Below are 12,079 nucleotides of genomic sequence, written 5' to 3' on the forward strand. Positions count from 1 at the left end.
GGGAAGTTCGACCCCGCGAACGCGGGCCATGTGCAGTCCGCTATTCCGCACCATCAAGCCATGTGGATTTTACTGCGCGCATTCTTAATCAGCCGCCCACATCAGCCCATAAGTTCCCCTCAGCCTGGATTCCGCCAGGGCATAGCTGAAATGCATTAAGGACTCCGCCGCCCAAGAGCCGATGCCGCTACTCGCTGCTATTGCCGTAGATCCGCGAGTCCTGAAGACCCCTGCCGCGGGATTGTCTACGCGACGCCCTTCCAAGCGCATTCCTCTCAGCGGCTTTGCGCTGACATCCAGCACTGATCCGATGAAGCTGCTGCACCATCAGCGTGTCACCGCACATCTGATTGCTCGTAGTTGGCGATAGCCTCCGCTGTGACCCGCAGCTGCCTGAAGCATCCGACGAGGCCGTCCTAACAGGTTTCCGGCCGCAGAGACCGGCTCGAGTGGATGCCTGACAGGGCCCCCAACCCAGCCCCGGCATTTGAATGGCAAGTGGGTCAAGTTGCGAATGCCGGCGCCGCGATCGGTGCCTCCGTCCCACTGACGAGTAGACGGCCGCAATTCGGAGGGGCGAAAATACGGTGCTGGCAAGCAGAACCTACAGGCCTATGCCTCGGGGTTGACTTTGCGGATGGCTCCACTGAGAACAACATATCGGTCACACCTTCCGACGGAAACGACGGAAAGCGCGTCAAAGGAATCCTGAGATCGGTTAGGCTGCTGCGACGGTCTAAGGGTAGATGGCCAGACATCTAAGTGGCAGGTTGTTACCGCCTGTTGCGATCAGTGCGCACATCTGGAAGCCGACCTTGAGCTCCACCAGGGAACCATGTGGATTGTTCGCCATTGTCCTGGCTCACCAGCGTCCCTTGCTGGTTCACCATCTCCCAGCGGCATGCCACTGAGCGTCCGTGTGGCTGTACCCAATTTCCTGAAGTGCGTTGGCAAGTTCTCCACGCGTGGCACACTTGAGGCCGGCCGCAGTGAGCTTCCTACGGCCGCGGAAGAGATGACCTCGCACGGTGGTGGTACGGAGTCCAAGTGCTGCGGCCAAAGACGAAGCTGTCAAAGCCCTGCGTTGCGCGAAGAGCTCCAGTACTTGGATTTCACGGTCGGTGAGCCTACTTCCGATGCTTGACTGTGCTGGAAGGACGGGTACTGCCCCAACCACAATGGCTTCAATCTGCCCGGGAATCTCAGCAGCTGTCCAGTCATCATCCAGAATTGCAACGGCACCCTCTGCGGATAGCGCAGATCGTTGAACCGGGCTAACCCTTCCCAACACAATGCAGCGTCGGCCGGTTGCCGCGATGGTGCGAACCTTAAGTGGAAGGGGCACCTCATCATCAAAAAAAGCATCCAGGGCTATCCAGTGAGCAGCTCTTGGGTGATCAAGCGAAAAGGCTGACCACGAGCTATAGAACTTCCCCAGCGTTGCGGCTTCGGTACTGGTCTTCCACTCGGACATTATTGCCGTGGAGAGGATCGGATTTCTGTGGACGAAATCGACATCAAAGGTGTATGCAACAGCTCCCAATTTGCCCCCGTTCGATGCACAAGCCCAGGTTTCTCCCGCGCCAGCCGTAAGGTGATGTTGATCTGACACATGAGTAAACTAGCCCGCTCCGGCGCCCTATCAGTGGCCCCTAATGCGCGGGCTCAGTGTTGGAGCGAGGGGCAAGAGCGCGCCGTGACCACACTGACCTTGGTTCCCCACCCCTAGTACTTTGGGAGCAGTCAGATCGCCTCGTGTCGCGGGCCCTTCCATAATCAGACAGGCGGAGCAACCCCGCTGTTGTCAGAAGTACGGAATCACCGAGTACGAGAGGCCACTATGGCAACCTCCCTTGCGTCTTCAGGCGTCTTTCCGTTGGCAATGGTGCAGCGTGTACATGCCCGTTTGGGCTCCTGCAGTGGTGGTTCAAACGGAACCCGGGACCTCACTTCTACCGGAACTATCAGCTAGCCTCATGAGATTCTTTGGTGTTGACATTGATGAATAAACCCACCCACAGTGTGAGCCCTTCACGGCAGGCCAATGACAAGCTGGACGTGCTTGAGCATGACGGACGGGTGAGGGTGCTGCTCGTTGATTTTCTTTGCATCACCTGGGCTGTTGCTATCGCCGAGCTCCTTCGCTTCGGACTGGATGGCCAATCTTTGGACATTGGGTCGGTGGCGACGCCTTATCCTCTGGTCAGTGTGGTTCTTGACGTCTTATGGTGGGTTGGCCTGGGCGCCCTAGGGACCCGACAACCTCGAATACAGGGCTTCGGCACTGAGGAGTACCGGAGGGTGACCACAGCCTCACTATGGTTGTTCGGAGGCATAGCCCTCGTCTCGTACGTGTTCCAGCTTGATACAGCCAGAGGCTACGTGGCGGTGGCCCTGCCGTTGGGCATCGTAAGCCTGCTCATCGGCCGTTGGGCCTTGCGGAAAGACTTGATTCATCGGCGGAAGTCCGGCCAGCATCTGCGCCGTGTCCTTGTGGTTGGAGGGGCCCAAAGTGCAGCCCATCTTGCTCGGCAACTCGGGGCCTATCCAGCTGCGGGTTATCAGCCTGTTGCAGCGTATCTAACCACCTCCGATGCTACTGAGCCCTGGCCAGAAGACCTCCAGCTGCCTGTCATTGGAAAGGGCAAGGACTTGGAGGGAATCCTGGCAGCGGTGGAAGCTGCTGCCGCGGACTCTGTGGCCATATCCGGCGCCGACGTCGACCCTCCCACGCTGCGGCAACTCGGGTGGACGCTTACCGCCCGCGACATCGGCATGTTTATGGCACCTGCCCTTACCGACGTTGCCGGCCCCCGCATCCATATGCAGCAGTTGGCCGGACTGCCCCTGATCCACGTGACCACGCCCAACCTTGAGGGCCTGAAAGCAGTAGCCAAACGCGGATTCGATATCTGCGCGTCGTTGGCTCTACTCATTATCTTGGCGATTCCGATGTGCGTCGTTGCAATGTTGGTCAAGCTCGATAGCTCAGGGGCGGCAATGTTCCGCCAGACGCGCATAGGTCGTTCCGGTGAAGTCTTCAGTATGTTGAAGTTTCGATCCATGGTGGTCGATGCCGAACAGCAACTGGCCCGGCTCACCGAACTGAATCAGGGAAACGGCGTCCTCTTCAAGATGAAGGATGATCCTCGGGTCACCAAAGTGGGCCGATTCATCCGTAGGTACTCCATTGATGAGCTGCCCCAACTCTTCAACGTGCTCATGGGCGACATGAGTTTGGTGGGTCCCCGTCCGCCACTTCCAATGGAAGTGGAAACCTACGATGAGTTTGCCCACCGCCGACTCTTGGTCAAACCCGGTCTCACGGGCCCATGGCAGGTCAGCGGGCGCAGCGATCTCTCCTGGGATGATTCAATTCGCTTGGACCTCTACTACGTGGAGAACTGGTCGATGTTTCAAGACATGATCTATCTCCTGCGAACCGTTAGAGCAGTCTTTGCCAAAGACGGTGCCTACTAAGCAGTCGGCTCTACTGGACGCGGTGTGATGCGGCGCTAGGAAGCGACGCCGCCGAAATGGTGCATCCAGTACACCCGCATCCCGGCCCGAACCGCAGACCGGGGCACCAGCTCATGAACCAGGCTCCAGCTCTCACTGACCAGCGATCCACGGCATTCGTAGTGGGGTGGCATCTAGCGCGGAGCCTCGCTCAACGGTTTGCCATTGGCAAGAATCCAGTTGCTCGAAATCGCTCCCTGCGGCGTAGCGGGTGTCAGTATTCCTTTGACGCGCTGTCCGTTGTACCCGTCGGAATGAGTCACGGAGATGTTGTTCTCGATCGAGCCATTGGCGTAGTCGATCTCAAGGGCATAGCCCTGCTGGCCGAGCCCCCCTGCCTGCGGCCCAGCGGCCCTCGAAGTTATGGAGAGATTGTTGTACTTGGACTTTCCCTTCAATTTCACACCCGGATGGTCTTCGGGCGTTGGCTCCGGCGCGGAGGATTGGCCTTTCCAGACAGAGTCGTTGGCGTAGTTGTCGGGAATGGCCCCCCACCCGTCTCCGTTCGACGCCGCACTCGCGTCGGCCAGCATGTTGTTGGCCAACGCAGCGATCTGCCCGTTGACACTCTCGGCGCCGTCTAGGAGGAAGCCTTCAGCCCCGCAATTCTGCGCTTCGGCCGATGAAAACTCGCAGATGCCATTCACAATTTTGTAGCCGGCCGCGGCTCGCCTCATTTTCGCGCCACCCCCACCGACTTGCCACCTCTCAAGCACCTGGCCGCACCAAAAGGCTTTAGTATTTGAGAATTTTGTCGATCCGCTCTGTTGCATAAACCCGTGATATTCGGAGTTGGCCACGGTGACGTCGCTGAGGGACGTGTCGTGACCGGCGGTGAATCCGTTTCCCCCGGCCTGCATGGAAATGATCTTGCGAAAACGGATCTCACCACCAATCTTGTTCGTCATCACCGCGCTGCCGTAGGGATTCAACACGAAAATGTTCTCAAAGGTGGAGTAAGTGTCGCCATACATGGAGACAGAAGGGTTGGTGTAGTCAGGGACCATGAGTATCCCGTGCGAATTGAACTGCCAGTTGTCGGGGTTTGCAGGATGTCTACCGGTCAACAGGGCTCCAGCACCCGTATAGCTCAAACCGTCTGTGAAACTCTGGCCCCAGCGGTTTCCGTTGATCCTCAAATCGCGGACATCGTGAAGATTGCTCATCGGTTTATTGACGAAGACTGAACAATTTGCTGCGTCTAACAACATGAAAGTGGTCTTGTTCCAACCCAGCCCCCAAATTGCCACCTCACTCAGCATGACGATGGGCTTCTTTACGCCATAGCCGATGAGCTGGTTCGCGTTGCCTTCAAAGACAGCAATGCCGCCACCGAGGTTGGCGATTTGTTGGAGAAAAGCATTGATCTCCTCAGACTGGTCTGTCGCCGCCGTCCCCGGAGCGCCCACCGCCTGGACATTCGGTAGGCCCTGCTTGCCAGCACTGTATTTCCGGCCGTCCGAATCGGTTGTGGACGGCATGGTGGCTTTCGGCAGGATCCCGAAGTCGGATGCGTAGTAAACCCTTCTGGCGCTCTTCGTCACAGCCGTCGCCGCTGCCGCTGGCGCCGTCCCGGCGAAAGCTGCCCCGGCCGCCAAAGCAAACCCTCCACTAGCGATAAGTGCTCGCCGGCGAATCGTTGATTCCATCGTGCTCTCCTTGCCATGTCGTCATGCTAAATAGGCGTAAGCCTTCCCCGGCTTGGAGAGGGCTTCTTAGTGATGTGGAGAGGTGATCGAGTCGGCATTGCCGGTGGACCCATGCCGGTAGCGTGCGACGCGGACGCCTCCTGGCGGTCCAGCGATTCAAAATCAGATCCGCCCCGAACCTGAAGGCCTTGCATCACGACGGATCTCACGTCTTGTCCTCACACGGCCTCAACCGACCCCCTTGGGGCAGTAGGACTAGCTGGGAGGGGCCGAACGCCGGCCTCTGGAGCCGTCCTGGGGAGCACGCCATTTGCTGACGGAGTCCAGGAATGTTGAAGCCTCACGACTGTCGGGCACGGGATTCACTGCGTAAGTGTCCAGAGTCCTGCGCGAAGCTGATGTCGCGGCGTTACCTGGCACCGGGGGTTGGTGGTCCTGAGGGTCTTCGGCGCTCCCATATGCTCCGTAGTAGCCGTAGTTGAGATCGCCTGGTCCATTGGTAGCCACGCAGTTGAGAATGACCCCCAGCACGCGTCCGCGAACACGCGTGAGGTTGCCGAGTGCCCTGTACAGGGTGTCCCGGGTTGTCTTGCGCGCCCTGGCAACCACAAGCGTGCCGTCTGCGACGCGGGAAAGTACGGCTGCGTCTGTGACAGGGAGCAGCGGCGGCGCGTCGATGAGAACGATGGCCCGTTGGGACAGATCCTTGAGCAGGTGTTCCATGGCCCGCGAACCAAGTAGCTCGGACGGATTCGGGGGTATACGACCCGCAGTGAGGATCCGGAGGCGCGGATTGGGACCCCACTCCTGAAGTACGTCATCGATGGACGCCCGGCCTGAGAGAACATCCGTCACACCAACGTCCGGCAGAACACCGAAAACTTGATGAACCGTGGGGCGGCGAAGGTCTGCATCGATAACAATGACGTCATTGCCGGCGGCGGCGATGGTCGCAGCAAGATTGCTGGTCACTGTGCTCTTGCCCTCGGAAGGCAGGGAACTGGTAATCAGCAGGATGCGGGGAGGGTTGTCCACATCAATGAAGGTCAAATTGGTGCGCAGTTCCCTCAGCGCTTCCGCCATGGCATGGCCGCCAGGAACGCGGTGAATTCCCGACGTGTTTTCGAGTACGCTCGATTTTTGACTGAGCCGTTTGTCCAGCGGCAAGGTACCCACAACGGCCAGGCCGAAGAGCCGCTCGATTTCGCCGGAAGCGCGAATCCTGCGGTCGAAGTGGTTTCGGGCGAGGGCGTAGCCCAGGCCAATGAGCAACCCTGCAGCCAGTCCAATTCCCAGGGTGGCTGTAAGAAGCGGCGAAATTGGGGCCGAAGGCAGGGTGGCCTTGGCCAACGGGACGATCTTGGTGACAGGCTCTGTCCCGGGACTCGCATTTTCTTTGTCCAGTTCGTAGACCTGCGCCGCCAATGCAGCGACCCACGCATCAGCTACATTCTGGGCGGTCTGGGGATCAGATGATCGTGCGGTGATCCGGATCTCAACTGAATCGAGAGGAACACTCACGCTGATTGATCTTGTGATGTCAGAGGCCGACTGCTGCAACGCCAAGGTCTTGATGACGCTTTCAGCAACCAAAATGGACTCTCCAACGGACTGGTAGCCCTTGGCTTTGGACTTGGCGAGGCTGTCACCTGCAAGGGACATGCCGAGGTTTTCGGCCCCCGCTGTGACCACTATGCCGCTTGATTCAGCTGCGTAGACCTTGGGCTGAAGGACATACCACCCCAACGAGCCTCCTACCATCAACACCGTGATGAGCAGGATCCCGAGCCAATGTGAGCGGACTACGGAAAGGAGGTCATTGCCTGACATCCCTTGAGGTTTATCGTCCTGCAGCAATTGTGTGGTCCTCTCCATGCATGCCAGGTGCGTACTATTCCAAGACGTACACTTTCAGTCTCGGTAATGGCACGGAGCACTGAGAGCCTCGAAGGCGGCGAGGCTCCGTACCTGGATATCGCCTGTCATTACCGCGGAGGGTCGCCGATGGGATTGTCACTGCCCTCGGCAAGGCCATGGGCGGAAAGTTCGGACAGGAAGTTCCGAACCTGCTCTGCCATGGCATGTGCATTCGCTCCCAAGTAGACGCTGGTCAACTCCTTGAGAATGTCGGTTTCGGTACGTGTTCCATCGATGAGTTCCCAGATCGCAGCAGCCGACCCCAGAAGGACGAGGGGCGAGCCTCGTTCCAGATTCAAGATGGCCAAGCGCTCTTCGCCGAACGTCGGGACTTCAGCCACGGCGTTAGCCCTGTGCCAGAACTGATTCACTTCGTTGCACCTGTTCCTTGGAATCCGGGGCTCACCCGGGGACGCGCTTCAACCGCTCCCTGGCCCGCGCTTGTAGTCAATCCGGACAGGGAGCACAGAGAACTCTTTGACAGGGGCTGCTTTGAGGGCAGCTGATCAATGCCAGTTCCGTGTCCTTGGTCAGATGGCTCTCCGTAGTTGTCCTCGGCATTGTCAGTATCTATGGGGAATCCCCAGGTCCCTCGACCGAATGCTCCCTGGAGGAAGGCCGCCCGGCGGTGTAGCTGCTCAGGCTTCGATAGACGTCCTCGAGCTGCTTGGTGACACCGTCCATGGAGAATTTTTCCCTCGCCAGTCCGACGGCGGCTGCCGACGTGGAGGCTAGTAGGCCTGGTTCTTCAATAAAACGGCGCAAGGCCGCGGAAAGGCCCTCGACACTTGAGTCGCAAACGATCCCCGCTCCGGACTCCGCAATGAACGGAGCAAGCCCGCAACTGTCGGTCACGATTACCGGGACGCCGACGGACATCGCTTCAAGGACGCTCATGGGGAACGGTTCGTCAACTGACGGCAATACGTACACGGACGCCCTTCTCATCCGTTGAAGAGTGCTGCCGGGCTCCAGCGGCCCCTCAACCCGAATCCACTTAGACGATCCCGAGGCTCGAATCTGCCGGCGAACTTCAGACTCCTCGCCTTCGTCCGGCCCGACGAAAGCCACCTTTATGGGCTTATCGATTGTCTGGGCGAGCAGAGCGGCGGCTTCCACAAGGATGGTGGGCCGTTTTCGTCGGTGTAGCCGTGCCAAATACAGGAATTCGAAGGACGTCATATCCTACCCACTGTCACGTCTGCCGGTGGGACTCCATTGACGAGCCGTTCGAGCGTTCCGTGGCTATCGCCCAGAAGCCCTCCCAGAGATGTCTGCTCCTCTGGCGTCAGCCAAAAGCAACGCTTACTGGCTCGCAGCACCCTGAGTGTTACCAGCCTGTCCAGGATCTTCGCAAGCTTCTTATCGGATTCGTCGATCATCCCGTGCGTTTGGACCACGAAAGGTTTGCGTCTAATCACGCAAAGGAGGGCGGCCGGAAGCATCACTAAGTCGCGGGCAAGATGCAGGTGAACAACATCTGCGTCGTCCAGCGCTTGCCACAGCGACGGCAACATTGCCGGTGCGGAAAGGCCCGCAAACCCAGTACCGGGGATGATGCGGCGGGCCTTGAAAAGTCGGGTCTGCACACCTGGACCGAAGTACGACGGATCCACAGTTCCGCGTGAACCAGCGAATATTTGGACATGATGTCCGCGCTTTGAAAGTTCCGTGGCTTGGTTTTGCGCGACCCGGACGGGCCCGCCGTAGGCTCCGTCCGGACTGACCAACGTAACTACCTGGATGATTCTCATTGAATTCCTCTAGTTCCTGCACGACCGGACTCCGTTAGCGTGCGCTCAATCGCCGCGTAGTAGCGGTCCACCATGACGTCTTCTTTATGCCTCTCCGCATGGGCTAATGCGCCTCTTCGCCGTGCCGCGACGTCCTCTGGGTTGCTCAGCAGTGCACGGAGGTGGCCCTCCAACGACGTCGAATCGAGTGGCGTGAAGCCCACTGCTTGCTCGCCCGCCGCATCAGGAAGCCCGCCATGATTTGCGTAGACCACAACGCACCCCGCAGCTGCAGCCTCAAGGGCCACGGTTCCGAAAGGCTCGGGCATCCGGCTGGGGATAACGACGATGGAGTTCCGGTTCAGAACCCGGTTGGACTCCTCCGGGCCTTGGGAACCCAGGAACTTCACCGCGTTGCCCAAGCCGCTCAATTCGGCGAGCTTTTCTAGGTGCTCACGTTCAGTTCCATCACCCACGATGGTGAGTGAGACGCCGTCGATGTCTCCGACCAGATCCGCTGCTGCTTCGATGAGCAGGTCAACGCCTTTGTCTTGACTGAGACGGCCTAGATAGACGATTCCCAACGGGTCCCGAACCTCGCCGTCGAGAACCGAGAAGAATTCATCCCGGTAGCTGTTGGGAATGACCTCAACGTCACCTTCAACATGACTCGCAAGAACCTTGCTGTTTGCCACAATGACATCAGCCCGCCTGATTATTCGGTACTTAGCGGCATACTTGACCCGCTGGAGGCGGGACAGTGTCTGCCCGGGCATGGTGACCCACATCCTCAGGGTGACCATCCAGGGCTTACGCATCAACGCCAGGGGCCACCAAAGCGAGATAGCCGGGTTGTTGTGAAAGACGACGTCCGCACTGTTCATCAAGGTGAAAAGGTGGCGTGGGGACGGCCGCCTGACGACTTCGTAGGGGAAAGTCCGGGTGTCATCGGGCTCTGCTGTGTTGGTGATGACTGTTACTTCAGCACCATGCCTCATGAATCCACGCGCAAGAATGTCAGAGGTAATCTCCACTCCGCCGACGCTCGGATAGAACACGTGCGCCACCAAAGCGATTCTCAGCCGCTGTTGCAGTGCTTTAGGGCTATTGGCCACGAACACCACTCCCCATTTCGCGAAGGAATTGCGCAATTCCTTCGCGAAAAGGCCCCCAGCCCGATGCTGAGGCGATTTCCAACGCTTTGGCACTCCGCTCTTCAACAAGTCCAGGCTCATCCAGGAATCGTTGGAGTTCGGCAGCGATCTGGTCTGGCGCAAACCGATCCACTACGGCTCCGGCACCTTGGGCCACAAGGTCGTCAACGCCGCTTCCGGCCGTGACCACCGCGGGTAGGCCCTGGCTCAGTCCCTCCAAAGCCGCGAGGGAACGTCCTTCAACAATGCTTGGTAGCAACAGCACATGGTGCTTTCGCATTTCCACGAGAATTTCGCTCCTCGGCATGGTCCCGCGGTAATCCACCGCTCCGAGCATGTCCTCAAGGGCGGGGAAAGTCTCGCCAGGCAATTGGCCAATGGCCGTAACGCGCACGGCGGAAGAGAGGGCCTTTGCCGCGGACACCACGTCCGCGATCCCCTTCATTCCAACAATGCGGCCCACGAACAAGACCTTGAGCGGCCCGTTGCCATCCCATGTCAAAGGGGCCTGCCCGGGGCTAACCTGAGGGCAGCCGTAGGGAATTTCCTTGATGTGGCCCTTTACGCCTGCCGCCCGCAGGCTCTCCGTGACCTGCGCCGATGGCGAGATCAACCGGGTTGCCAAGGCAAGCTCAAGGTCTTCCATGCCATGGACTTTGCTACGGGTGAGGTCCTGGCGCGCCGTGATTGCCCATCCGGGTGCCAAGCCTGCCAGTTGCTCGGCCCAGTGCCTGGTGGTAGCCCAGTGCACATGGGGAACCTCCAAGATGTTCTCCATGTTGCGTTCTCTGGCCGCAATGAACACTCGTGAGGCGAAGGTTGAGTATCCGTAGACGGCTTCAGGTTGACCCAGTCGATCGAGGGTCTTTATCGCCTTGGTCTCCACTTGCTCGGCAACCCAGTGCGCGGAGAGCGGACCCGATGCTGAGCCAAGTCGTCTTAAAGCTGCCGGCTGCGCACGCAGGAGAAGATTGCGGACCAGTTCACTCGTGGGTGTGACGTGCAGGTGGTGGTTTTCGATCATGGGAAACAGCCGTCGCTCAACCAGTGACCTTGCGGGCGGGAGCCAGGACAACGCCTCAGGCTCTGTCCAGCCGATCGCGGTGATAAAAGCCGACAATAGGCGGTGTTCGCTGAGCGCGGTCAGGGTTTGGCGGACGTTCTCGTTCCCGAAGGGGTGTACTAGGACGGTTTTCATGGGACCGGAAGGTGCGCTTGGCGTGGTTCCCATCATGGCGTGTTGGTGACGTCGGTGGCGACGGCGGAGATGTCAGCAGGTCCAAAGACCGCAGCCAATTGGGTGTCGTTCCTGCCTTCGGTCACGTTCTCGTTGTGCAGGGCCTGCTCCTGTGATCGGGGGTATATCGTGAGATGTTGCCCGGCAGCGTCAACCACCCGCCGTCGGAAACCGCTGCGGATCGCCAAAGCATTCAGCCAGATATCGTCCGCGCGAGGGGCCAGCTTCAGGAATGAAGTCCCGGAGTCCCTCAGCACCCTTTGAAATCCGGGTGGCAGGAGCATCCCTGCCACCCCGGTCACGAAGTTCGCGTGGCTGGCTGAATCCACCGGTGCCGGTTGCCATGTGTTGTAGGGCGTTATGCCGCCGGAGGTGGGATCGGTGGTGATTCTGTGCGCCCGGTAGCTTGGGATTTGTTCCTGTCCGGCGGCGCTGATGAGGCCTTCAAGCCAACGGCGCGGGTACATCACGTCATCGTCGGCAAGAGCGAGCGACAGGCCATGGTCAGCGAAATCGCGGCAATACGGGAAGTACTTCTTGTGCGGTCCTAGGTCCTCGCAACGCAGGATTTCCAATCCGCGGCGTTCCAGACGCTTGAGCATGGGATACGCGGATACGTCGAAGTCCGGCTCGTCCACCCAAAGGATCATTCGGGACGGAAGCACCGAGCCGGCCGCAATGGATTCCAGAGCATGGGCGACGATTCCCAATCGGCGCCCATATGAGGTCATGCTCACGGCGACTCCCGCAGGTCCTGTCAATGCTCGCCGGGAGAAGCGATTCCGGAGGCGTAGGCCGGCGATAAGCGTTGTTTTGTATACCAGGCGAGGCACTCTGGGGAGCGCACTGTCCAGAGCGAGGTGACGCCCG

At 59.3% G+C, this 12,079-nt stretch carries 9 protein-coding genes; 1 reads left to right on the forward strand and 8 read right to left on the reverse strand.

Annotated elements, in window-relative coordinates; genetic code table 11:
- Positions 1 to 2,001: 2,001 nt before the first annotated feature.
- The gene (locus J3A64_RS18650; RefSeq protein WP_286176396.1) at positions 2,002 to 3,480 is read left to right on the forward strand and encodes a sugar transferase; all 1,479 of its coding nucleotides are present in this window, start codon (positions 2,002 to 2,004) and stop codon (positions 3,478 to 3,480) included.
- Positions 3,481 to 3,653: 173 nt separating this feature from the next.
- Here the strand turns inward: J3A64_RS18650 and J3A64_RS18655 are convergent, their stop codons facing one another.
- From J3A64_RS18655 to J3A64_RS18690, 8 genes are all read right to left on the reverse strand, one after another.
- Complete coding sequence (locus J3A64_RS18655; protein ID WP_210065297.1) at positions 3,654 to 5,168, reverse strand: hypothetical protein; 1,515 nt, start codon at positions 5,166 to 5,168, stop codon at positions 3,654 to 3,656.
- Positions 5,169 to 5,423: 255 nt separating this feature from the next.
- Positions 5,424 to 6,998 (reverse strand): polysaccharide biosynthesis tyrosine autokinase, encoded by a 1,575-nt coding sequence (locus tag J3A64_RS18660; RefSeq protein ID WP_210065299.1) that lies wholly within the window; start codon positions 6,996 to 6,998, stop codon positions 5,424 to 5,426.
- A 155-nt stretch (positions 6,999 to 7,153) separates the two neighbouring features.
- Entirely contained in the window at positions 7,154 to 7,426 is a 273-nt protein-coding gene (locus J3A64_RS18665; RefSeq protein WP_210065301.1) for a PqqD family protein, read from the reverse strand.
- Between the two features lie 229 nt (positions 7,427 to 7,655).
- Positions 7,656 to 8,267 carry a glycosyltransferase gene (locus J3A64_RS18670; protein WP_210065304.1) on the reverse strand — a complete coding sequence of 204 codons (612 nt, stop codon included), beginning with the start codon at positions 8,265 to 8,267 and terminating at the stop codon, positions 7,656 to 7,658.
- The gene (locus tag J3A64_RS18675) at positions 8,264 to 8,839 is read right to left on the reverse strand and encodes a glycosyltransferase (protein WP_210065306.1); all 576 of its coding nucleotides are present in this window, start codon (positions 8,837 to 8,839) and stop codon (positions 8,264 to 8,266) included. The genes J3A64_RS18670 and J3A64_RS18675 overlap by 4 nt, the downstream gene beginning before the upstream one ends.
- A complete protein-coding gene (locus J3A64_RS18680) occupies positions 8,836 to 9,933 on the reverse strand; it encodes a glycosyltransferase family 4 protein (protein ID WP_210065308.1) in 1,098 nt (365 codons plus the stop codon). Before J3A64_RS18680 ends, J3A64_RS18675 begins: the two co-directional genes overlap by 4 nt.
- Positions 9,923 to 11,170: a glycosyltransferase family 4 protein gene (locus J3A64_RS18685; protein ID WP_210065310.1), complete on the reverse strand. Its 1,248-nt coding sequence runs from the start codon at positions 11,168 to 11,170 to the stop codon at positions 9,923 to 9,925. Before J3A64_RS18685 ends, J3A64_RS18680 begins: the two co-directional genes overlap by 11 nt.
- A 32-nt stretch (positions 11,171 to 11,202) precedes the next feature.
- The gene (locus J3A64_RS18690) at positions 11,203 to 11,946 is read right to left on the reverse strand and encodes a hypothetical protein (protein ID WP_210065312.1); all 744 of its coding nucleotides are present in this window, start codon (positions 11,944 to 11,946) and stop codon (positions 11,203 to 11,205) included.
- Positions 11,947 to 12,079 lie beyond the last annotated feature (133 nt).

Origin of the sequence: Pseudarthrobacter sp. PvP004, from assembly GCF_017876035.1 — a bacterium.
GTDB classification, from domain to species: Bacteria; Actinomycetota; Actinomycetes; order Actinomycetales; family Micrococcaceae; genus Arthrobacter; species Arthrobacter aurescens_A.

Coding starts and splice junctions, on each gene's coding strand:
- J3A64_RS18650 (WP_286176396.1), top strand. CDS start 2,002: ATGAATAAACCCACCCACAGTGTGAGCCCTTCACGGCAGGCCAATGAC.
- J3A64_RS18655 (WP_210065297.1), bottom strand. CDS start 5,168: ATGGAATCAACGATTCGCCGGCGAGCACTTATCGCTAGTGGAGGGTTT.
- J3A64_RS18660 (WP_210065299.1), bottom strand. CDS start 6,998: ATGTCAGGCAATGACCTCCTTTCCGTAGTCCGCTCACATTGGCTCGGG.
- J3A64_RS18670 (WP_210065304.1), bottom strand. CDS start 8,267: ATGACGTCCTTCGAATTCCTGTATTTGGCACGGCTACACCGACGAAAA.
- J3A64_RS18675 (WP_210065306.1), bottom strand. CDS start 8,839: ATGAGAATCATCCAGGTAGTTACGTTGGTCAGTCCGGACGGAGCCTAC.
- J3A64_RS18685 (WP_210065310.1), bottom strand. CDS start 11,170: ATGAAAACCGTCCTAGTACACCCCTTCGGGAACGAGAACGTCCGCCAA.